Below are 22351 nucleotides of genomic sequence, written 5' to 3'. Positions count from 1 at the left end.
ACGGTAAGCATGGAGTAGCAGAGATAAGTAAGATTTCCTGAAAGTTCCTATGGATGTGCAGATGGATGTATATGCTACAGAGATAGCTGGATCGCAAATTCAGTACCTTCGCCTGGTCTAGAATCTACCTCAATCACTCCTCCATGTTTTTCTACGACAATTTGCCGAGCGATCGCTAATCCTAACCCCGTACCTTTACCCACGCCTTTTGTAGTAAATAAGTGGTCAAATATCTTTTGTTTCACTTCTTCACTTATCCCATTGCCATTATCCGCGATCGCAATTTTCACGCCTTTATTTTCTACTGAGGTTTTAATTGTAATTCGGTTGGGATTTTTCTTAATCTCCTCAAAAGTCCGTCCCCTATTTGATTCATCTAGCGCATCAATGGCATTTGCCAGAATATTCATAAATACCTGATTTAATTGCCCAGGAAAACATTCAATCTGAGGCAAATTACCGTAATCAGTGACCACTTCAATTTCTGGACGTTCTTCATTAGCTTTCAGACGATGTTTGAGAATTAAAATAGTGCTGTCAATACCTTCGTGGATATTAAAAGGCACCTTGTAATCTTTGTCAGCACGGGAAAAAGTGCGAAGACTGGTGCTGATGTTGCGGAGGCGATCGCACGCCATTGTCATAGAATCAATTATCTTCGGTAAGTCTGATAAACTATAATCTAAGTCAATATCTTCGGCATGGTCTTTAATTTTATCACTCGGATTTAGTAGACTTTCTTGATATAGTTTTAAGTGTTCAAAAATATCTGCAATAGTGGGTTTAGCTTGTTGGAGACTGGCAGAAATAAAGCCCAAAGGATTATTCATTTCATGAGCTACCCCTGCAACTAAGTTACCCAGTGCCGACATTTTCTCACTTTGAACAACTTGTAATTGTGCTTGTTGTAAGTCTTGTAATGCTTGCCCAGCTTGTTGATAAAGTCGAGCATTCTCTAGAGATATTGCGGCTTGAGATGAAAGAAGGTTAATTACACTGAGGCGATCGCTATTAAAAACCCCTTGAGTCAAGCTATTTTCTAGGTAGAGAATTCCTACCAAATGCACTTGATTAATAATCGGGACACACAACACACTTTGAGGTTGATGTTCCAACATATATTTCCCAATTACCCCAGGAATATCTGTTTTGCAATTGTCTATAACAATTGTTTGTTGAGTATTTTTGACATAATTGATAATTTTTACGGGAATATCTTGACAATTGTCTAGTAATTCTGAGTTGAGGATAGTTTGTATTTCCTCATGCTCAATAAAGGTAATTGCTCTAACTTGCCAAGTGTCATCATCTTGGGGAAGAATGAGTACAGCTTTTTTCGCCCCAGAGTTTTCTAGGATAATGCGAGTGAGGCTGGCAATGAGTTGATCTGATTTTAGAGAACTGGAAATAGCTTGAGCAGCTTTGAAAACAGAGGTAAAATCCAGAACATTAGCAATACTAGTGCTGCCAGTGCTAGAAGATGAGGAGGTGCCACGAAAAGCAATGGTTTCTAAGGGATTGAGATTGATTCGTTGGTGTTGCAAGATGGGTTGGAGTAGTTGGGGATAAGTTTTTTCTAAGTGATTAACTTTGGCTTTTGCTCCCCAACGGGCGTAGCAGTAGTATGCTTCTTGTATATAGACTTGGGCGATTTTTTCTTTACCCCAGTCGAGGTAGAATTTGGCTGCTAGTTCGTTGCTAAGTGCTTCTTCTTGAATGTAAGCGTTTTCTTTGGCAAGAGATATGGCGCGATCGTAGAATTCTATTGCTTCAGTTTTTTGTCCTAATATCCGAAAGCTTTCAGCTTCTACCAAGTTGCATTTGTGAGCATAATTTTGTGGCGCACTTTCTGCCCATTTTTTGAGTTTTTTGTGAGTTTCTGCTACTCGCTCAATAATTAATTTTTGCTCAGTTATTGAGCAGTCTTTATATAAAGCTAAATTAGTCAAAGATTCATAAAAATAAAAGGTTGGAATTAGCACTAATCCAGTCACACTGATTAAATATTTCTCGACAATATCGGCATTTTTTAGTGCTTCTTGATAGTTGCCAAAGAGATAGCACAAAAGCAATTTACAAAAATGAAGTTGACAAATAATACTAGTTTGACTGGCAGCTTGATGCAGAGGTAACATTGCGACTTCATCATAAATTTCGCCAATTAAAAAACAAGGATTATCTGACATTCCCAACAAATTCAAAACTGATTGATAATAGATGCTATTGAAATTCAAATAGGTGGTTTGCTTAAACTGGTGCATAATTGTGCCATAGTTTCCCATAGCTTGGGCTAATTCCTCTAATCCATAACCACTCAAATAGGCATATCTGCCAAAAACATAGGCAGACATTACAGCATATTCAATATCTCCAGTTTCTAAACCGCTCGTATAGGCTTGCAAAAGAGGATTTAAAGTGTCTTTAACAGGCGATTTCCAATGTCGAATAAAACAATTTACTGCAAATAGAGTTTTTGATTTAACTTTGAAAGCATTTAAATGTTCAAGTAACAGTAATGCCATTTCCCCAAATTCATATCCTGTATCAATTTCTCCTAAAACACCGCAGAGTATAAGTCCATAGCTAGCATAAGCATAGGTAGATTCTGGAGCATTACCATAGAGGATTGACAATTGAACTTGTTTAAATACAATTACTCGAAACAATGGGGGATTTGCTTGGTAAGCTGCTGACATAATGCTCGACAAAATTCGCATTGCTGCCAGAATATTCTCATCCGTCATTTTTGGCAGTTCTAGTAAATCCATCGCTGGTTTATCTGCCAAAAGACGTTTTGTTTGTTCCAGTTCAGACTCGATATCAATTTGATTGACTTGTTGAGGCAGTTCCACTCCTATTGATTGAAGAACAGTCAGTGCAATTTGCAAAGCATTCTTGTGCTGTGCCTGTGCCATGTAAGCTTGAATTTTTACATTGTAGACAGGAATTTGTTCGAGGAGAGTTTTTGCTTGTTGTATAACGACAGTTGCATAGCTTTCCATGCGTTCAAAGTCACCACTCAGACAAAGTACTTCTGTAATGGATTGATATAGTAATAGTGTTAGCTCATACTGGCTATACCAACTCTCATGAGGTAAAAGTTCTAAGCCTATTGTTAAATATTCAACTGCTAATGTATAAGCAGTTGCCAATTGTGCTTTCCTACCCGCTTTTAAATTCAATTTGAGGAGTTGTTCTCGTTCAATTGGATCAACAATCAGTATTAATGCAATATTTAACTGATTAACAATTTCAAAAAGTTTTTCTTCTTTTTTGATTTCAGGTGTGTTTTGAAGTAATAGCTTACCTATTTGTAGATGGGTAGCTTTTTTCTGTTCTTCAGGGATAAGAGAGTATGCAGCTTCTTGGACGCGATCGTGTAAAAATTTATAGTTAACAATTTCAGAACTTTCTTCAGCAATCGCTTGACTTCCCTCACTAAGATAAAATTTATAGACCTCACTAGTAGGTAAAATCAAACCCTCATGCAATGCATTCCACAAATTAGTTGCCGTTTCTGCTTGCGATTGTTCTGAAACAACTGCCAATGTTTTCAAATCAAACTGATTTCCAATACAAGCAGCTAATTTCAAAACATCTTGAGTTGGCTGTGATAGCTTTCTCAATTGCAATACCATGAATTCAACTACATCATTTGTGACTGCTTGCTGACTAATTTGCGTGATGTCACATTGCCAGTAGCCCTCTGTCAAGTTAAATGTAATTAGCCTATCCTGGTATAATGATTTAAGAAATTGAGTATCAAAAAATGGATTACCAAAAGTTTTTTGATAAACTATCTGTGAAATTGGTAATGCTAAAGCTTCTGAACATTTAAGCGTTGCAGCAATTAATTGATTCACATCCCCTTGACTTAATGGTGCTAAAGTAATTGTGTTAATAGTTGCTGCTGTTTTTTGCATCTCACTGACACTCAACATCAACGGATGCACTGGGCTGACTTCATTATCTCGATAAGCACCAATTAATAAAAGATACTTTGTATTAGCCATTAATAACTGCATTAATTTCAGTGATGCCAAATCAGCCCACTGCAAATCATCTAAAAATATTACTAATGGATGTTCAACGCTAGTGAAAACTTGAGTAAATTTTTGCAATAATAAATTAAATCTATTTTGTGATGCGCTTCCTGATAATTCTATGGCTGGCGTTTGTTTGCCAATAATTCTTTCTAATTCGGGAATCACGTCAATAATTACTTGTCCATTTTCACCTAAAGCTTCTAAGATTTTACTTTTCCATTGCTGAATTTGAGCATTACTTTCTGTTAATAATTGACCCATTAAATTTCGGAATGCTTGTACAAAGGCGATAAAGGGAACATTCCGTTGAAATTGGTCATATTTGCCTTTGATAAAGTAACCGCGTTGGCGCACAATCGGTTTATGAACTTCGTTAACAACGGCAGTTTTACCAATGCCTGAAGTACCAGCGACCAGAATCATTTCAGTTGCACCTTTGCTAACTCTTTCAAAGGCTTCAATGAGGGCGGCTATTTCGGCTTCTCGTCCATAGAGTTTATCGGGAATAATAAAGCGATCGCACACATCACTTTGGGCAATTTCAAAGTTATCAATTCTGGCAGTTGCTTTTAGCTGATGTAAACATTTTTCTAAATCAAATTTTAACCCTAATGCACTCTGATAGCGATCTTCAGCATTTTTCATCATCAATTTCATGACAATATCTGAAATCACTTGCGGAATTTCTTCGCTTTTGATTTTTTCTGGAACTTTTGCAATATGACAATGCAGCAACTCCATTGGATCGTTTGATTTAAATGGTAATCTTCCAGTTAGTAATTCGTAAAAAGTTACACCTAGAGCATAAAAATCAGTTCGATAGTCAATCCCTCGATTCATTCTGCCTGTTTGTTCTGGTGATAAATAACTGAGTGTCCCTTCTAATACATTTGGACTGATCAGCGTTTGGGTTTCTCGTGGTAGCAGAGATGCAATACTAAAGTCAATTAATTTAACTTGTTTGGTTTCGGGATTAATTAGAATATTGGCGGGTTTGATATCTTTATGAATAATCCGTTCGCGGTAGAGTATATCTAAGGTATTGCACAGTGCGATCGCAATTAGTAAAAACTCTTGTAGAAAAGCGGTATGTCGCGTCTGGTTAGAGATGAAATAATCTTTAAGAGAAATCCCGCCAAAATCTTCCATCACCAACGCATAGCCATTTTGATACGGTTCCAAGCTGTAGGTTTGGATGATTAGAGGTGAGTTGAGATTTTTAGCTATGGTGTACTGATTACGAAACGATAAGAGTTCGCTGAAACTCGGATAAGGATTTTTGAGCAATTTAATCACTACAGGTAATGAGTCAGTTTCTCGATAACCGCGATAAACCAGGGTTCGAGAACCGTTGTAGAGTTGTTCGCTAACCTTGTATCCAGGAATACTGACTGTAGTGAGAAACATACTGCTAAATTCTAAAGATTTCTAGATTTAGTGTTCCCAGATGGGTGAAGTAATTCATATCTATAGCTTTTTTGCGTTTGATCTGGTTGTTGCGATCGCGTATGCTAAATTCAGTTTGATTTGCATTATCTTCTGTGGACAAAAACCGCGAACCGTTGATCAGTCTGGCACTTTACCACGCCTTTAAATGGTCAGTCGTCAGCCCCATGCTTCACGCTTACTTTCGGGGCCAGATTCATGGTGCGGAAAATGTCCCCAAATCAGGGCCGTTATTAGTAGTGAGTAATCACGCTAGTTACTTTGACCCGCCGATTGTCTCTAATTGTGTACGTCGTCCAGTAGCGTATATGGCTAAGGAAGAGTTATTTAATATCCCCGTTTTGGCGCAAGCGATTAAATTGTATGGCGCTTACCCAGTCAGCCGCGGAAATGCCGATCGCAATGCCATCCGTTCCGCCCTAGAATATCTCAATAAAGGTTGGGCTGTCGGTGTTTTCTTGCAAGGTACTCGCACTCCAGATGGTCGAATTACAGACCCCAAAAGAGGCGCACTGCTGCTAGCGGCGAAAGCAAAAGCCCCAATATTACCAGTAAGTGTTTGGGGTACTGAGAAGATTTTACAAAAAGGCTCGTCACTACCTCACGCAGTTCCCATTACCGTCAGAATTGGTAACTTGATTGATGCTCCTAGTTCCAGTAATAAAGAGGAATTGGAAGCGTTGACACAAAAGTGTGCCAGAGTAATAAACGAAATGCATGATTTAGGACGATGAATCTAGAGAAACTACAGATATATGCTTTAGGGAGGTAGCGATCGCTATTAGATTACTCTAATCTTAAACTCTATTCCTCTAGCAATAAAGTAAAGGACTTCCAAAAAATAAATCTCAATCTTACAGGGTGGCTAACTTTATCACGCTAAACAACTAGCGTTTTTATGGCTTAATTACGAATTACGTTAGCGCAGCGTTAGCGAGTCATCGAGCGTCATTACGAATTATGAATTATGAATTATTATGAGCGGCTTTGAAGCCAAGAATTTTTGGGAGCGATTAAATAATCTGGCATTAGTTCGATTTTTACTTTTAGTTGCTTCTGGCTGGGCAATTGTACAACTTTTAGCTTATTTTGAATCGGTCATTGTTATTTTTACATTTGCGGCAATTTTAGCTTTTTTACTGAGTTATCCTGTACAAGGGCTACGGCGTTTTTTACCCCACGGTATAGCTGTTGGTGTCGTTTTCTTGCTCAGTATTGTGATTATAGGCGGTCTGATAATTACTGTGAGCTTAACGGTTTTATCTCAAGGACAACAATTAATTAATAGTATCACTGCATTTTTAAATTCTTTAGTACCTTTATTAGAGGGACTAGAAGGATTTTTGCGTAACCGGAATTTACAGATAGATTTAAGTTTTATTGAAGAACAATTGCGGAATCAAGCTGTATCAAGTCTTGTTACTAGTTTAGCTATTTTACAAGGTTTTATGACGAACTTTGTAACTTTTATATTGATTGCAGTTGTAGCTTTTTTCATGCTATTAGATGGAGATAAACTGTGGAATTTTATTTTAAAAATAGTACCAAAACATCGCCGTAATAGATTTACAAATATCATCAGAAAGTCTTTTTTAGGATTTTTTAGAGGTCAGTTGCTATTAAGTGGGTTTTTAACAATTTCGACGTTCCTAGTTTTTGTAATATTAAAAGTGCCTTTTGCTTTGATATTGTCAATAATAGTCGGAATTGTTGATATAATTCCTGGCATAGGGGCGACATTAGGAGTAAGCACAGTGACTCTATTTGTGTTGTCTCAAGGTGTTTGGTTAGCAGTAAAAGTATTAATAGCTTGTATTGTTCTCCAGCAGATACAAGACAACTTGATTGCTCCCAGAATTATGCAAGGCGCGCTAAATCTTAATCCTGTAGTGGTGTTTTTTGCTTTACTAGTAGGGGCTAGAGTAGCAGGATTATTAGGTGTTTTTATATCTATTCCCATCGCTGGAGTAATTGTGTCTTTATTTGAAATCGATGAAATGAAATCTGAAGTTTAGTTATTGGTCATTTGTCATTCGTCATTTGTCATTTGTCAGGAACTCGGAACTAGTGAATAATGTAAAAATAGCCATTTACAAATGAACATTGGGAAGTAATGTCGGATTTAAGAGCGGAATTAACAGAAATTTTGGATGAGGCAGAGTGGGAATGGTTAATTCCTCATGTACAACGAGATGCAGTAATTTTGGTGGCGCTTGAGCTAGACTTGGTGGATGTTGGAGTAGCGATCGCCAGTGATAACATTCCATCAGTGGAACAGTGGATTGATAAACAATTGATTACCAAACCCACAACAGTACAGGTAGGAGAATGGAATCTTGAGCGCAGTAAGCGATTTAATACTCTCATCGTTCAACCTTACGTTCTAGCCCAAGAAATAGTTGCTGCCTAATTCGTTTCTGTGTTGTTTCCGATGGCAGTTAGTGTTGAGTTATTTTCTCAGAAAAGATAGTTGAATGTGCCAGTTATTACTTGGCTATTGCCACGGACTAGCTGGCTGATTTGATTAAAGCAAAATTTTCTCCTTTAAGATTTATCCATCTAGCAGCTAGAATTGTTACCATAATTTCAGATTAGATGTTGAAACCTTGATCCAATCTGAAACCTTAGAATTATTAGAATGGCCTCGCCTGTGCCAGCACCTTGCCACCTTTGCCGCAACTAAGCTGGGGGCGACAGCTGCGCGTCATCTGAAAATACCTGATTCTCAGACCCAAAGCGAACTGTTGTTAGAGCAAACCAAAGAAATCTACCAACTGGAAACTCGCCTGACTACGGGACTATCATTTGAAGGAATTCAAGATATTGGCGATTCCTTAGAACGGGCAGAACGCAGTGGAGTTTTGGCAGGAGACGAACTGTTAGCGATCGCTACTACCCTCTCTGGTGCCAGAAATTTGCGCCGTGTCATCGACAATCAAGAAGATTTGCCGATATTGACTGAGTTAGTTGCCGATTTGCGGACTTATCCAGAACTAGAACAAGAAATTCACCGCTGTATTGATGAACGGGCCCAGGTAACTGACCGCGCGAGTCAAAAACTGGGAGAAATTCGTACAGATTTGCGGCGATTACGCAGCCAAATTACTCAAAAGCTGCAAAATATCTTACAGGCAAAATCTGGCGCAGTTCAAGAACAGCTGATTACGCAACGGAGCGATCGCTTTGTTATCCCTGTAAAAGCACCCCAAAAAGATGCCATCCCTGGTATAGTTCACGATACCTCTACCAGCGGTGCCACCCTGTATGTGGAACCGAATTCAGTAGTACCTCTAGGCAACCAACTGCGGCAGATTATCAGAAGAGAGCAAGCTGAAGAAGAAACGATTCGCCGTGTTTTGACAGAACAAGTAGCCGCAGTCAAACCAGATTTAGAGAGATTGTTAGCGATCGCTACCACTTTGGATTTGGCAACCGCTAGATCGCGATATAGTTTCTGGCTAGGAGCCAACCCCCCACGATTTATCCAGCGGGAAGATAGGGAAATGATTACCTTGCGGAACTTACGACATCCTTTGTTAGTGTGGCAGCAACAGCACGAACAAGGTCAACCAGTAGTTCCTGTAAATTTGCTGATCAGTCCGCAAATTCGGGTAGTGACAATTACCGGGCCTAATACTGGCGGTAAAACTGTAACCTTAAAAACCTTGGGGTTAGCAGCATTAATGGCCAAAGTGGGTTTATTTGTCCCCGCCCGCGAACCAGTAGAAATACCTTGGTTTGATAAAGTACTGGCAGATATTGGCGATGAACAATCCTTACAGCAGAGTTTATCCACATTTTCTGGACACATCCGCCGAATTAGTCGGATTTTGGAAGCATTGGGGAATGGGGACTTGGGACTGGGTACTGGGGACTTGGAACTGGGGACTGGGGAAAAGGAAATTCCTAATCCCCAATCCCTAATCCCCAATCCCCAATCCCTAGTCTTACTTGATGAAGTCGGCGCAGGAACCGATCCAGTAGAAGGTAGCGCCTTAGCGATCGCTTTGTTGCAATATCTCGCCAATCATTCCCAGCTAACTATTGCCACCACTCACTTCGGGGAACTGAAAGCCCTGAAATACCAAGACGATCGGTTTGAAAATGCCTCTGTAGAATTTGACGAAAGTACTCTGTCGCCTACTTATCGTCTGCTGTGGGGCATCCCCGGACGTTCTAATGCCTTAACCATTGCCTTGCGCTTGGGATTAAAACCAGAAGTGGTACAACAGGCGAAAACCCAAGTGGGAGAAGCCACAGATGAGGTTAACCAGGTGATTGCTGGCTTAGAAGCGCAACGCCGCCGCCAAGAAACCAAAGCTGCGGAAGCCCAAAGTTTGTTGCAGCAAGCAGAACGTTTATATAAAGAAGTATCGGCAAAAGCCGCAAGTTTAGAGGAGCGGGAAAGCAGTTTGCGGGCTTCACAGGAAATAGCAGTGCAACAAGCGATCGCTCAGGCAAAAGGTGAAATTGCCCAAGTTATCCGCCGTTTGCAGAAAGGTACGCCCACAGCCCAAGAAGCGCAGCAAGCAACCAATGCTTTAAATCAAATTGGCCAGCAATATCAGCCAGCAACGCCAGCAAAACCAAAAGTCGGGTTTATGCCCAAAGTAGGCGATCGCATCCGCGTTCCCAAATTGGGACAGATAGCAGAAGTGATCGCCGCCCCCGATCAAGATGGCGAGTTAAGCGTTCGCTTTGGGCTAATGAAGATGACTGTGAAGTTAGAGGATATAGAATCTCTAGATGGTCAAAAAGCCGAACCAGTTGTCAAACCCAAACCAGCCCCAGCAGTAGTAACCCCGCCACCGCAAAATGTCCCAGAAATTCGGACTTCCCAAAACACCATTGATTTGCGTGGTAAACGGGTGGCTGATGCCGAATACATTTTAGATAAAGCTATCTCGGAAGCTACAGGCCCAATCTGGATTATTCACGGCTATGGTACTGGTAAGCTGCGACAAGGAGTTCACGCCTTTTTGCAACAGCATTCCAGAGTGAACAACTATGAACCAGCTGAACAAGCAGATGGCGGCAGTGGTGTTACCGTTGTTCATATGAAATAAAGTAGCAATAAATGTAACTATAGCGGTTCTCAATTGCATTCAAACGAGAACTGCTATATTTCATCACCCAAAGTTAGGATGAAGCATAAGTAAACCCTATTGTGTTAGGGGAATCTTCGGGAGCAAAATATCACTAACACAAGCGTATTGCCATTAATCAAGAGAAGGAAATTTGCGATGTTACTTGAACTCAATCAACTAATTGTTAGAGCCGGTCATCAGTTGTTGATTAAAGATGTCTCCTGGTCGGCATACAAACGCATTTTAGCGGAATTGGGAGACAATCGCATTTCTCGCATAGGTTACAGTCAAGGGGTGTTGGAAATAATGGCTCCATTACCAGAGCATGAAGTAGCTAAAGTTATTATTGGCGACTTGGTAAAAGTATTATTAGAAGAACTCGATCTGGAATTTTGGAGTTTGGGTTCTACGACTTTTGATAAGGAAAATATGGATGCTGGGGTAGAACCCGATGATTGTTTCTATATCCAAAATGAGGCTATAATTAGGGGCAAAGATAGAATCAATTTAGAAACCGACCCGCCTCCAGATTTGGCTATTGAAATTGATATTACCTCCCGAATTCGTTTTAATAATTATCAAGCTTTGAGAGTACCGGAACTGTGGCGATGGAATGGAAGCAAGTTGGAAATCAATGTGCTGTTCGATGGTAAATATATAGAATCAAATACCAGTTCTATTTTTCCCAATATCCCAATTTTCCAAGCGATTCCCGAATATTTGATGCAGAGTAAAAGCAATGGCAGAAATGCGACAATGAAAGCATTTCGTGCGTGGATAAGACAGAAAATTAGTAGCCCGATTTAGTTGAAATTGTCATAAATGGCTACTTAAAAAGGTTGTGACGCCCTTGTTCTGCATCTCCGTTAACAATTTTAATTAATTGCTTTTTGAGCAATACTTGTTTTTTATTCAAGATAAAAGCTACCCCTACCGCCAGCAAAATTCCACCCGTACCTTGATGTTCGGGAACAGAAGTAGAAGGTGCGCTAAATCCATACTTTGCCAAAATTTCTTGCCCTTTTTGTGACAGGATATATTCAGCCAACTTTTCACCATCAGGATCGGCATTTTTTAGTGTAGTTAGTCCATAATTAGCTTTCGTTGCTAAATAGTCGGGTAACTCTACTATTTGCAAATTCTCACCACCTTCTGTTGCTTGGGCAGTCTTGCCACTGGTGTAATAAGCTAAAAATATATCTGCCTGTTTTGTTTCTTCTAAAAAGTAGACTAAATTATTTTTGCCATTAGGAACTATAGGAGCATTAGGATTACCACCTACTAACTGTAATGCTTTATCCTTCAGAATTTGAGAATTACTAGATTTAATCTGATTGGCTTTATCAAATATTTCCCATGCATAGTCACCAGATGGATCTGCTATGGGCGTTGAAGTTCCTAATTTGATTTCGGGTTTTAGCAAAAAGTCCAGCAAATTATCTGATGTGATACCAAGTCCCGATCTGACAATAGCAGTCATGCGGTTGCTAGTGAAGTTCGCTACAGGTTCACTTAAACCTTCTTCAAACAATGTTTGAGGGTTATTAATATCTGCACTGGCAAAAACATCTGCGGATTTTCCAGTTTCAGAGAATTCTTGTTCTATAAATTCTCGTGTTAAACCAGACGGGCCAAATCGCGTTTCTACTGGAATTCCATACTTTTCGTTAAAAGATTCAGCTACTTCTGTGAGACTATCGCGCAAACTTCCTGCACCGTATAGCTTAACTGCAAATGCCTGAGTTGGCAAAGTCACACTGACAGCACAAGCTATCAGTGAAAAGGTAAAAAAATGCTTTTTCATAGTTGTTATATTATTGCGTTGCTAATTTCTACTAAGTGAATGATCTGTAACCCATACTGAAGCATGGGTTTTGGTAAATATCTAAACTATTACCTCTTCCCATTAACTTTATAAATGAGTTCTGATATGTGCGTGGTTTGTGGTTAGAGTTATACTACCAACTAAGTTGGAATAAATCAATCGCTCAACATCTTCAAACGCTGACTTTATCAAATTTTTAAGTTTGTCATCAGTTTTATTCATGGAGGCGTCAATCGTCCTGATGTTGCCCAGCCTATACTGAAATAACAGGCTGCACACAAGTAAAACTAAGTTGGGATAATGTCCAGCAGCAAAAAGTGCCTTTAGCAAACAGGTAAAATCTTTGTAGAGTAATTATGTATACATTAAGACCAAGTAATAAATATCAAGAAATTTAAAAATTTAAAACCGCAAACAAATTAGGAGGTATTCTACATAATTACTTAGCGCTCGTTAGCGGTTAGCATTTAAAACAATAGTTTATTTATACTCTGATACGGAGCTAACAGCGAAAGTCGGATAAACCTTAATTAGAATTGATAATTTTTTACTTTGTCGAGAATAAATTTTCATCTAGAGTAAGACAAAGATACCTACTGTTTACCACATAAAAAAGCTAGCTGAAGCCTCTGGCTCATAGCTATGGGAAACCAAGCTTGATTCTTAAGAGTCTGGTTTCAAAATGGGTAACAGCAACATCACCTATCAGCTCGATCACCTATGCTAAAAGTTATGCACTCGGCCGCCAACTCAGCCACTCCAAATTCCCAGTGGGAGGATTTAATCAAGCTTTCAGCCCCAAACACAGTTCAATGGGACAATATCAAAACCCAATTAGACTTGGTGCTGTTGGCGCTAGAAACCTTAACTGGGATTGGTTCAGAGGCAATGCTTTCGGCGGCAACCGATCTGAATTTAGAGTCAAGAGTGCCAGACCGCGTAGCTTTATGGCGATTGCGCCAATCAAATCCTCTACGCAAAGGTCAAGGAGGGCGAAAAAAGCTAGATGTCGAAGAAGCGCGATCGCTTGTTTTGATCATCTGCTATCTAGCCAAACAGCACCAGGAATTGATTCGCCGTGCTGTCGGTCTGTTAGAACAAATGGCAGAAAATAACCGGGAACCTCACCAGGCTGCTTTACTTGGAGACTATATTGATGCTTTTTGCAACACCTACCAAGAGCGAATGGAAGAGGACGAGCAAATCTCAACGGATTTACTAACCAACCTGGCCCTAAAACTGCTTGTAGATTTACTTTTTTACAGCGCTCCTGGTGGGCATCGCCGTCTCTGGCTAGCACTTATAGACCGTTCAACAAAATTTTAAATTTTAGATTTGAAATTTTTCAACCAAAATTTGCTCATGAAAGTTTGCTAGGTCAGGAAACCTTTTTGATGGTCATTAGCTCTTGAGCGATGCACTATCAGCAATGCTTCCTCCTTGCACGCCAGTTTGCATAACAGAAGGAACCTGACAAATTGCTAAGTGGAGGAATCCACCGTTCCAACTTTTCTTTGCAAGCAACTGGCTCAATTTTTGCAAAATCCCAATATAGTCTTCTTCGCAGTTCCTGTCATGCCTCTATCAAATTCAGTTATTCGTTGCTACACACCACCAACTTGCACGCTAGAAGTATTCGCACAAAGCTCACCTCTGTCTCGTTGGATGGGGAAAACTGTCCTCAAACATCTCAGTTTTGAGCTACGTTTTGACGATCCCCGACTACCAGAAGAACAAAGAGTTCCAATTCGGGGCGATCGCGAGCAACTCGAAGCTTTATGTGATGCTGTCACCAACTATGTACAGCAATTTCTCCAACAGTCTCCAGAAAGCTTTTGGGTCAGTTTCTCCAGTACCCAAGAATCAAGCACAGCACTGGATGAGCCGGAATTAAAGTCTTCAACAAAAACATTAAATGCCTTTAGTACCCAGATTCCAGGGGCAAATATCCACTTAGAACCAAGCAGCTATTTAACTCACAATCTATTTCTTGGTTCTCTTGCCAACTATTCATCTGGCCCCGTAATTCAACTGAGTTTGCTGCAACTATTCGATTTAGCAAGTGCTTTAGATGAATACTCAACTGATGTCATGGCACTTCCAACTCTCAACAGCACAGGTTCGACTCTGAGATTTCCTGCTTGGGCGCCTATTGCCGCAGTATTAGTATTAGGTATAGGTTTTTTACCAGTTACTTGGCAATATGCTAACAACATTCGAGAAAAGCAACAGCAGACAGCCAAAACATCAGATTCAACAGCGGTAAAAACTGCTCTTGAACCTTCATCTTCACTAAACTTTCCCACGCCTGAACCTGGGCTAACCCCGCCATCAAATAATTTGCTAGGTTCCACCCCTCCACTTTCCACATCCACTTTACCCCAAGCACCTCTAACAGCGCCTAGTTCTAGTTTCTCTCCAGCACTACCAAATACATTGACAATACCTCAAGGGACGACTGCAACCCTTCCTAGTAATCGAGCGATGCCTCCGGCGAGCTTCTCTACGAGTCGCTCCGCAAACACTAACGCACCATCCAGCAAAATCCCAGGTCAGGAAATTGCCATATTACCAAATCTGGGACAGAATCCAACCGGGTCAAATTCCCAACCCGGTGCTATCCCTCAACTGCGGAATTTGCCACCCAGACTATCTTCTAACGGCAATAGCTTACCAACTAATATCTCACCAGTCCTCCCTCCATCTCTTGACACCATACCCAATAATAATCGTGTCAATACCCCAACCCAACCCTCTCCACTAACCTCACAACAACTAGAAGAAAGAATCAGTTCCTTACAGCAATCTTCTGCTGGAGAGAAACCTACTTCACAACTTCCCTCCTCTAGAACCGCTGCTAATAATCCATTTATCGATCAATTAGGGGACGCAGGTAAAAACCCCACATCCAGAGAAGTAGCTACTGGCACATTATTTGACACAACTCAAGTAGCAGAAGCTAGAGAATATCTAACAAAGCGTTGGCAACCACCTACTGGACTGGGGCAAACATTAGAGTACAGTTTGATAGTTGGTGTTGACGGCACAATTGAACGAATTTTTCCCCTTAATAAGGCAGCAAGAGAATTCGTTGATAACGCTGGGATGCCTGAAGTTGGCAAACCTTTTGTTTCCGCTAATAAAAATGGACAAAATGTCAGAATTCGAGTTGTTCTCAGTCCTGATGGCAAGGTACAGACTTTTCCAGATCAATAACTAAACTCATCCTTTTAATGCCACTTGTAAAACTGGTACAAATCTTGTGCCAGTTTCTACTTATTACAATTGCTCTTGAGCTTACCTGTTGAAGTCCAGTTATGAAACTGGTCTTACTATTGATACCAGTAAACTTACCAATAAATATAATTACTGTTAACACCAATTCTCCAAAACTAACTATAGATACAAGTCTGGAAACCCAGATTAAATCTTACGCTTCTTAATTCTTAATTAAGAATTGGTATTAATAACTCATATCAAAGGTAGAAATATGCAAACAATTGGTACCCAAAAAGACAGTGCAGCTTGGGTTATTCAAACTTGGGCAGCTTTTGTGATTTCTATTTCTATGACCACCTTCGGTATTGTAAACTTACCTGTAAATGGCTGGGTGAAAGGCTTTATGGGTATGGGTATGGCTTTCTCTGTTGGCTCAACTTTTACTTTGGCAAAAACTACTAGAGACTTGCACGAAACAAGAAGATTAACTGCGAGGTTAGACGAGGCAAAAGTAGAAAAATTACTTTCACAACACGATCCTCTAAATTTCAAATGAAGGGAGTTAGTCCTTACAGGGAATTCAAAATTATCCTTGCATCAGAAATTAACTACATAACGAAAAACAAAAGGACTGGATATACCAGTCCTTTATTATATTGATTTAACGTTTTTATCTTAATAACGGGATTTTTTGGTTTTTAATTTTTGCTTTTTACGCCGACGTTCGCTAGCAGCAACTGCTTGTTCTACAGGATAACCCACTATAGGAATTACCTGATATTTGCGCTCGTCTTCTAACTTTCTCAGTTCAGTGTAATCAACCCAATGAATGCAATCAACTGGACAAGTGTCAATTGCTTCTTGGATAATTTCCTCAGCGTCCCCATCTTGCCGAACCACGCGCGATCGCCCGTAATCTGGTTCAATATAAAAGGTGTTACGGGCAACATGGGCGCAATGCTTGCAACCAATACAGGTGATTTCGTCAACATAAACACCATTTTGGCGCAATATACCACCCAATTCCGGTTCTAAACCAGAACGTTCTGGGGCATCCCGTAAAAAACCCCCTAGTTCTGGTTCCAAACCGGAACGGTTATCTTCTTGTTCTTCCGGCGACGGCAGAAAATCAGCCATTACGCACTCCAGCGCTGTACTACCAGGCGAATTGAACCATCTTCATTTTTTTGTTGTTCAGAAACTTGAAAACCAACACGAGCGGTTTCTTTCACAACTGTTTGATAAGCATAGCGCTGTGTTACTTGGCGCAAAAATCCATCTACAGACAAATCTTGCTGCCAATATTGCAAGTCAGCCACCAGTTCATATTCTTTGCCATTCCATCTAAAACCGATGTCATAGCCATTTTCCTGCTCAATACTAACTTCCGCAGGATGGGTTTGACCGCGATAGCCACGGACTTCGCGTGGGCCGGGTTTCCAGTCTACGCCCAATTCAGTCAAAGCATCTTTCAAAGAATCAAGGTTACGGATTTGAGTCTTAATTTGGCTAAAGTGTGACATGGTGGTTGTGAATTAATAACACTAAACTACTGTGAAAACTTACCAATCGCTGTAAGTGGTGTGTGTATTCGCCACATTAGATTGCTGCACCTTCGCGGCGAAATATTCTGAGGTTGGCTCATGATTAAGTACTTGCCCCAGCTGTGCCTCTATTGCTGCTGTAACTTCAGCGCAAGAATTACCCACAATGCCAGTGACTTTCTCTTGTACCCGACCGTCTGGATAGATTATGAACTCTAATGTCTCCATTCTTTTGGTCAACCAGGATAAGTACGCTTAAATTGTACTGCCTTAGCAGAAGGCTAAAAATATAGCCGTAGGAACATTTTTAGATACAAACTCGCCATTTGTTAACTAATGTTCCATGTTTCAACATATATATCTCAGAATCTTTACAAAACTTATTAATATTATAAGCACATACATCAATATTTAGTTAGTTTCTCTTAAGCTCATTGATTAGTCAAGGTAACAACTGGAGCTAGCTAAGTAAGCTGCAAAAGTCCTAAGAATAAGCATTAGAGGTAGTATAGCCAGCAAGATAATTCACAAAAATATAAAATTTATTGAAAAACTTTATTCTTACCATTCAATCTACCTTATTATTTTCCAGGTAGGTTGGATGCATTGCAGTATCAGTCTAAAGCAAGATAATGGGGTATACGTAGGTATCGTATTAGGTCTTTGATATAGTTACTTTAGCTAGCATCGGTTGTAGAGAGATTTTTAAACTGCGATCGCTGAAAGTGTTGGCGCAGCCATAGCTATTTTTTGCCATTGGTCAGATTTACCAACTTCGACTCTAGACAGTTAAATATGTACAAGTTTGCCCCAGCTTGGGAGAAAGAGCAAATAGTCTTTGGTGCTGCGCGATCTGGATACACTGACAAGAATGTTCAGGATTGGATAGAATTCATGAAGCGCCAAAATATCAAGCGTGTTTGCTGTCTTCTTGATGAACAACAGCTAGCTTTTTACTCCGATCTTCTAAACACATACAAACAGGAATTTGGGAATCAGCTAGTTTGTTGGGCACCAATTGCAGATTTCCATTTATCTGATTTAGAAACCCTCACACAGAAAATACTTCCCTTCTTAATAGAAGCCGATAAACAAAATGAGAAAGTCGTTGTACATTGTTCTGGTGGAATTGGACGTACTGGACATGTGTTAGCGGCATGGCTAGTTAGTGTCCGAGGATTATCAAATCATGCTGCAATAAATGCTGTCAAAAGAACAGGTAGAAATCCTTATGAAGCTGCGATCGCTGCTGTATTTAGAGGTAGAAATCCCTTGACAGTTGTAAAATAACTTAACGTGCTTCTGAATGATTGCCGTCTAGCAGTGGATAAAACATTTTGAGTTTACTATTATCTTGTTTAATCAGTCCTTTGCGAGGAAAATTATATGGCAATGGTTCTAGATAAAGTAGTTCCTTTTGGGAGATCAATGGATGAATATATAAAAATATTCAATTTAACAAATGCAGATTTAAATAAAAAAATTATTGGGATTGGGGATGGCCCGGCAAGCTTTAATGCAGAAATGACACGTCAGGGTAAAAGTGTAGTTTCTGTTGATCCACTGTACCAATTCTCCAGTGATGAAATATTGCAAAGATTTAATGAAGTAGTAGATGATATTATTAATCAAGTCAAGGCTACATCAAATGATTGGGTATGGAGCTATCATAAATCCCCGGATGATTTGCGACATAATAGGGTGAAAGTTATTCAAGAATTTCTGTCTGATTATAAAGCTGGCAAAAAAAGCAACAGATACACAATCGGTGAATTGCCAAAATTGGCATTTAATAATCAAGAATTTGACCTAGCGCTTTGTTCACATTTACTGTTTTTATATTCAGACCATCTCGATTACGATTTTCACCTAGATTCTGTAGGTGAGATGTTGCGTATTGCTAAAGAAGTCCGAATATTCCCCCTCATAACTTTAATGTGGAAACATTCACAACATTTAGATGAAATTGTCAGATATTACACTTCCATTGGTTATAAGGTAGATATTGAAATGGTTGAATACGAACTACAGCCTGGTGGGAATAAAATGTTGAAGATAACCAGAGATTTTATATAATTCGTATTCATAGAGAATTGGTATAACCATTACGGTCGAATCTCATAACCATCGAGTATATACGATTATTCGGCAAACATTTCAGCTAAGGTATCTAAAACTGCTTTTTGTTCATTAGAGTCAATCTGACCTAGCTTTTTGACTAATCGAGTTTTGTCAACTGTACGAATTTGATCTAGAACGATTTGCCCATCCTTGCCCTGAAACTGACAAGCAACACGAGTCGGATAAGACTGTCCTTTAGTTGTCATCGGAGCAACAATAACCGTGGCAATATATTTATTCATCTCATCTGGTGAAATTACTACACAAGGTCTTGTCTTCTGAATCTCACTGCCAATCGTTGGGTCGAGGTTAACCAAAAACACATCAAATCGATTGACTACCACTCCCACTCTACATGCTCCCACTCTGTAGTTACGGCATCATCGAGCAGTGCATCGTCGTGTTGCTTCGCCATTGTTGCAAATGCTTCATCCCACCCCTTACGCGATTTAGAGGCAGCACGAACAATTAGGTGACAATCTTGAATTTCAATTTCCACCTCTTCACCAATACCACTTTGTTCCAGCAGAAGTTTAGGAATGCGGATACCTTGAGAATTCCCGATTTTAACAATACGGGTTCTAATTGCTGTTCCCATGAGGATACTTGTCCTTAATTGTAATTACATTGTGATTACTAATCAGGCTTTTGTCAAGAAGCGCTCAATTTTTAAATAATTTTTAATGCGATCGCTTTGCTGGTATATGTTTAATATGCTCCAGCGTACCCCCCCGTGCGCTTACTAGTCTTTAGGTCGTCTGAGAGTCATCCGGTGCTTCACCAAGGGTCTGCTGTGCAGCGTGACGGATATGAAGAACACGCACTGTTGATATTTCTTGTCCTGCCAAAATTGTGAAAATTATTCGGTATAAGTTGCGCCCTCGACCGTAAAGTATCTGACGAATTTCTTGGCTAAAATAATCATTTTCTCTAGCTAGAGAACATCGGCTTGGCATTTGCGATAAAGACTCAATGATATCATGTCCGCTTAATCACTTATGATATGTTATTGCGATTGGAACGGAGTGAAACGAAGCAATCACAGAGTCATTGCGATTACTTCACTCCGCTATCGCTGCGTTCGTAATGACAAGTATTTAGTCGGACATGATATGACTTGTAGTAATCCTGCATACCACTGACTTGCCCTTTCTGGAGAAGTAACTTGAGATAACTGCAAAAATGCGCTGTCTGCTTCTGCTTCAGCTACACTAGAGATTTCAATGCGGTATTTCATAAATCGGCTGGCAGATTATACTTGCGACGTTGCTCGTCAGCAAAATCATCAAATGAACGGAATCTACCCGCTTCAAAGTCTTCTAATCCTTGCTGAATACCCTTAATAGCTGCTTCTGAGTCTTGCACCTCCCACTCTAGGACAGCCTCTAGCAATTGGGCTGCAACGAAACTAACATCTTGTCCCTGCTGTGTAGCTTTCTCGCGCAGTCGTGCTTCTAATTCTGGACTAAGGGAAACAACGATCGCCATAATCGGATATTTTGTGGAAGGTTTATAGATATGATCTTATTTCAGAATATCTGATAAAACTGCGTAGGCGTAGCCAGTTGTAGGCATCGCTCTGGACACAACTACTTATGCTGTCACCATTGATCGTACTGAATCAGGGGATGCTGGCTCAAAATGTAACACCATAATTTGCTCTGGGCGTAAACCGACAGATTCATAAGTGCAACCGTTGCGATCGCTAAATTCAACTTCAAATGCAGCACCACCAGGTAATAATTCTACTACTGTGCCAACTTGATCACGGTACAGGTTGTATTCAGGTAAATCAACTGTCAGTGCTACTACATCCAACAACTCAATTCTAATTTTATTCATACTTCATCGCTTTGGTGAAGGTAAGGAACCCCCGAAATCTCCGCCGTCCCAATCAGATCCATCAAGCCAGCCATCATCCTCAGCATCCAACAACAACATATATGCAAGTAACAAGGTATTGGTAAATCGCTCCACAGGAGTTTTCCAATGTCTAGCCATCTTGTCTAATTGGACTTTTACTACTGAATTCGATGATGCAAAACATTCCAACACGTCATCGTGGCTACAATACCATCCAGCAATAAATTGATCAAAATAAGGTTTATATTTTTCTGTTGAATGAGGTTTCTTAAAGTTAGTGAAGCGAACGTCTCTAAAGAAGTCTAGTTTTAGACCAGCAACAAGCCCATCAGAATCTTTACCATAAATATAGTAATAAAGTGAAATACCTTGACCATTAAAACTGCGAGTAGCGCGAATAATTCTGGGAGTGACGAAATCATCTCCCTCGAAATCTGCAAGAACATCCTTTATTGCCATATAAAGCGTATTCAGTACTCAAGTATTATTCTTAGGGTTCCCAAACCAGAACAAAGCCTTACATTATGACATGAGCAAGATTTATAAAAAGGATATGGTTCGGTTTATTTACCTGATTATCACTTGGCGATGCCAAGCTGCTTAGAATAGTAGTGATAGAGAGGATTATAATTATGAGCGTCGTCATTCCTAATGAAATATTAACCGCAACTCGGATGACTGAAGGCGAAATGAAGCAGGAAATTGCAGTGATGCTCTTTCAAAAAGAAAAGTTAACCCTTGCTCAAGCCAGCCGATTTGCAGGGATAAACCGTATAGCATTTCAGCATCTACTCGCAAGTCGTCAAATTTCAGTGCATTATGGTGTGGAAGATTTTGAACAAGATATAGAAAACTTGCGGGCGATGGGTAGACTGTGATCGTTGTCAGTGATACTTCACCCATTAATAACCTCGCGGCCATTAACCATCTTCATTTACTACAACAGCTTTATGGAACAGTCCTAATTCCTGAAGCTGTCTACCGACAACTAACTGATCCCAACTTTCCAGTTGCAGGTGCAATTGAAATCCAAACTTTTATCTGGATTCAAACTCGTCCAGTTCAAGATCGAACATTGGTTGAAGCACTCAGCAATGAACTGGATATTGGTGAAGCTGAAGCGATGTCTACGACAAGCCACTTCGTGTCTACGCTCTAGCGCTAGAAACGAAAGCAGATCAAGTTTTAATTGATGAACGT

At 40.0% G+C, this 22351-nt stretch carries 24 protein-coding genes; 12 read left to right on the top strand and 12 right to left on the bottom strand.

What is annotated here, in order from left to right:
• Positions 1–74: 74 nt before the first annotated feature.
• The gene (locus CDG76_RS07675) at positions 75–5453 is read right to left on the bottom strand and encodes an ATP-binding sensor histidine kinase (protein ID WP_094348443.1); all 5379 of its coding nucleotides are present in this window, start codon (positions 5451–5453) and stop codon (positions 75–77) included.
• A 134-nt stretch (positions 5454–5587) separates the two neighbouring features.
• Here CDG76_RS07675 and CDG76_RS07670 point away from each other — a divergent pair, with 134 nt between their 5' ends.
• From CDG76_RS07670 to CDG76_RS07650, 5 genes are all read left to right on the top strand, one after another.
• A complete protein-coding gene (locus tag CDG76_RS07670; RefSeq protein WP_094348442.1) occupies positions 5588–6226 on the top strand; it encodes a lysophospholipid acyltransferase family protein in 639 nt (212 codons plus the stop codon).
• 243 nt (positions 6227–6469) lie between these two features.
• Positions 6470–7507, top strand: coding sequence for an AI-2E family transporter (locus tag CDG76_RS07665; RefSeq protein WP_094348441.1), 1038 nt, complete (start codon positions 6470–6472; stop codon positions 7505–7507).
• Between the two features lie 98 nt (positions 7508–7605).
• A complete protein-coding gene (locus CDG76_RS07660) occupies positions 7606–7902 on the top strand; it encodes a DUF2288 domain-containing protein (protein ID WP_094348440.1) in 297 nt (98 codons plus the stop codon).
• Positions 7903–8098: 196 nt separating this feature from the next.
• Positions 8099–10558 (top strand): endonuclease MutS2, encoded by a 2460-nt coding sequence (locus tag CDG76_RS07655; RefSeq protein WP_094348439.1) that lies wholly within the window; start codon positions 8099–8101, stop codon positions 10556–10558.
• Positions 10559–10735: 177 nt separating this feature from the next.
• Complete coding sequence (locus CDG76_RS07650; protein WP_094348438.1) at positions 10736–11386, top strand: Uma2 family endonuclease; 651 nt, start codon at positions 10736–10738, stop codon at positions 11384–11386.
• Between the two features lie 19 nt (positions 11387–11405).
• Here the strand turns inward: CDG76_RS07650 and CDG76_RS07645 are convergent, their stop codons facing one another.
• Entirely contained in the window at positions 11406–12383 is a 978-nt protein-coding gene (locus CDG76_RS07645) for a molybdate ABC transporter substrate-binding protein (protein WP_094348437.1), read from the bottom strand.
• Between the two features lie 741 nt (positions 12384–13124).
• Here CDG76_RS07645 and CDG76_RS07640 point away from each other — a divergent pair.
• From CDG76_RS07640 to CDG76_RS07630, 3 genes are all read left to right on the top strand, one after another.
• Positions 13125–13730: a DUF3038 domain-containing protein gene (locus CDG76_RS07640; protein ID WP_094348436.1), complete on the top strand. Its 606-nt coding sequence runs from the start codon at positions 13125–13127 to the stop codon at positions 13728–13730.
• Between the two features lie 249 nt (positions 13731–13979).
• Positions 13980–15620, top strand: a complete 1641-nt coding sequence (locus CDG76_RS07635) for a DUF4335 domain-containing protein (RefSeq protein ID WP_094348757.1) — start codon at positions 13980–13982, stop codon at positions 15618–15620.
• Between the two features lie 274 nt (positions 15621–15894).
• Positions 15895–16179 (top strand): YiaA/YiaB family inner membrane protein, encoded by a 285-nt coding sequence (locus tag CDG76_RS07630; RefSeq protein WP_094348435.1) that lies wholly within the window; start codon positions 15895–15897, stop codon positions 16177–16179.
• A gap of 119 nt (positions 16180–16298) precedes the next feature.
• On the opposite strand, the gene CDG76_RS07625 is transcribed toward CDG76_RS07630, so the two are convergent.
• Genes CDG76_RS07625 through CDG76_RS07615 form a run of 3 tightly spaced genes read right to left on the bottom strand, consistent with a single transcriptional unit; the run spans position 16299 to position 17395 of the window.
• On the bottom strand, positions 16299–16760 hold the full coding sequence (locus CDG76_RS07625; RefSeq protein ID WP_094348434.1) for a ferredoxin: 462 nt from the start codon (positions 16758–16760) through the stop codon (positions 16299–16301).
• Positions 16760–17146, bottom strand: a complete 387-nt coding sequence (locus CDG76_RS07620; RefSeq protein WP_012406942.1) for a DUF1257 domain-containing protein — start codon at positions 17144–17146, stop codon at positions 16760–16762. The genes CDG76_RS07625 and CDG76_RS07620 overlap by 1 nt, the downstream gene beginning before the upstream one ends.
• 39 nt (positions 17147–17185) lie before the next feature.
• Positions 17186–17395, bottom strand: coding sequence for a DUF2997 domain-containing protein (locus CDG76_RS07615; protein WP_094328129.1), 210 nt, complete (start codon positions 17393–17395; stop codon positions 17186–17188).
• A gap of 567 nt (positions 17396–17962) precedes the next feature.
• On the opposite strand from CDG76_RS07615, the gene CDG76_RS07610 reads away from it, so the two are divergent.
• Together CDG76_RS07610 and CDG76_RS07605 are read left to right on the top strand one after the other, a co-directional pair.
• Entirely contained in the window at positions 17963–18457 is a 495-nt protein-coding gene (locus tag CDG76_RS07610; protein WP_094348433.1) for a protein-tyrosine phosphatase family protein, read from the top strand.
• 96 nt (positions 18458–18553) lie between these two features.
• Positions 18554–19243 carry an SAM-dependent methyltransferase gene (locus CDG76_RS07605; protein ID WP_094348432.1) on the top strand — a complete coding sequence of 230 codons (690 nt, stop codon included), beginning with the start codon at positions 18554–18556 and terminating at the stop codon, positions 19241–19243.
• A 65-nt stretch (positions 19244–19308) separates the two neighbouring features.
• On the opposite strand, the gene CDG76_RS07600 is transcribed toward CDG76_RS07605, so the two are convergent.
• The 7 genes from CDG76_RS07600 to CDG76_RS07570 all read right to left on the bottom strand — a co-directional run bounded on the left by CDG76_RS07600 (position 19309) and on the right by CDG76_RS07570 (position 21610).
• Positions 19309–19632 (bottom strand): type II toxin-antitoxin system PemK/MazF family toxin, encoded by a 324-nt coding sequence (locus CDG76_RS07600; protein WP_223265172.1) that lies wholly within the window; start codon positions 19630–19632, stop codon positions 19309–19311.
• Positions 19626–19886 (bottom strand): AbrB/MazE/SpoVT family DNA-binding domain-containing protein, encoded by a 261-nt coding sequence (locus tag CDG76_RS07595; protein ID WP_094348430.1) that lies wholly within the window; start codon positions 19884–19886, stop codon positions 19626–19628. Before CDG76_RS07595 ends, CDG76_RS07600 begins: the two co-directional genes overlap by 7 nt.
• A gap of 151 nt (positions 19887–20037) precedes the next feature.
• Positions 20038–20244, bottom strand: coding sequence for a type II toxin-antitoxin system RelE/ParE family toxin (locus tag CDG76_RS07590; RefSeq protein ID WP_223265171.1), 207 nt, complete (start codon positions 20242–20244; stop codon positions 20038–20040).
• A 113-nt stretch (positions 20245–20357) separates the two neighbouring features.
• Positions 20358–20525: a hypothetical protein gene (locus CDG76_RS07585; protein WP_223265170.1), complete on the bottom strand. Its 168-nt coding sequence runs from the start codon at positions 20523–20525 to the stop codon at positions 20358–20360.
• Positions 20522–20776 carry a hypothetical protein gene (locus CDG76_RS07580; RefSeq protein WP_094348428.1) on the bottom strand — a complete coding sequence of 85 codons (255 nt, stop codon included), beginning with the start codon at positions 20774–20776 and terminating at the stop codon, positions 20522–20524. The genes CDG76_RS07585 and CDG76_RS07580 overlap by 4 nt, the downstream gene beginning before the upstream one ends.
• A gap of 105 nt (positions 20777–20881) precedes the next feature.
• Positions 20882–21130 (bottom strand): DUF4926 domain-containing protein, encoded by a 249-nt coding sequence (locus CDG76_RS07575; RefSeq protein ID WP_094348427.1) that lies wholly within the window; start codon positions 21128–21130, stop codon positions 20882–20884.
• Between the two features lie 3 nt (positions 21131–21133).
• Positions 21134–21610, bottom strand: a complete 477-nt coding sequence (locus CDG76_RS07570) for a hypothetical protein (protein ID WP_094348426.1) — start codon at positions 21608–21610, stop codon at positions 21134–21136.
• Positions 21611–21783: 173 nt separating this feature from the next.
• Between CDG76_RS07570 and CDG76_RS07565 the strand changes: the two genes are divergently transcribed.
• Both CDG76_RS07565 and CDG76_RS38205 read left to right on the top strand, forming a co-directional pair.
• Complete coding sequence (locus CDG76_RS07565) at positions 21784–22029, top strand: UPF0175 family protein (protein WP_094348425.1); 246 nt, start codon at positions 21784–21786, stop codon at positions 22027–22029.
• Positions 22026–22310, top strand: a complete 285-nt coding sequence (locus tag CDG76_RS38205; protein ID WP_223265169.1) for a hypothetical protein — start codon at positions 22026–22028, stop codon at positions 22308–22310. The genes CDG76_RS07565 and CDG76_RS38205 overlap by 4 nt, the downstream gene beginning before the upstream one ends.
• Positions 22311–22351 lie beyond the last annotated feature (41 nt).

It is taken from the genome of Nostoc sp. 'Peltigera membranacea cyanobiont' 210A, from assembly GCF_002246015.1.
GTDB lineage: Bacteria > Cyanobacteriota > Cyanobacteriia > Cyanobacteriales > Nostocaceae > Nostoc.
Note: the sequence above shows the minus strand (reverse complement) of the source record. Positions and strands in the feature narration are given on the sequence as shown.